Source organism: Acidiphilium sp. JA12-A1 (genome assembly GCF_000724705.2).
Classification (GTDB): domain Bacteria; phylum Pseudomonadota; class Alphaproteobacteria; order Acetobacterales; family Acetobacteraceae; genus Acidiphilium; species Acidiphilium multivorum.
The window spans coordinates 1-267 of the sequence record NZ_JFHO01000193.1 but is presented as its reverse complement, the minus strand read 5'-3'; the positions used below and the strand labels follow the sequence as shown (position 1 = coordinate 267).

General features: G+C 75.7%; 1 protein-coding gene. It reads right to left on the bottom strand.

The features are described from left to right. Positions 1 to 267: aldolase/citrate lyase family protein (locus RT91_RS19205; RefSeq protein WP_035189420.1), on the bottom strand; the 267-nt coding region annotated here is incomplete at both ends.

Here is a 267-nt window from a genome sequence, read left to right as displayed (position 1 = left end):
GGAAGCCCTGCCGGGCCGGCGCGATCTGGCGCGGGTGGATGCAGAGCTTGCCGCCGAAGCCGAGGCTGGCGGCGTGGCGGGCGTCGTCCTCGATCGCGGCTTCATCGTCGATCGCGGTGGTGACGCCGTCGATCGGCGGCGGCAGGGCGGCGAGGCGGGCGGCGAGCACGAGTTCCGCGCGGGCGTGGAGCAGGGCCTCGCGCGTGTGCGCGGCGCCGAGATCGGCGCAGAAATCGATCGAGCCGAACGCGAGCCGCGCAACCCCGG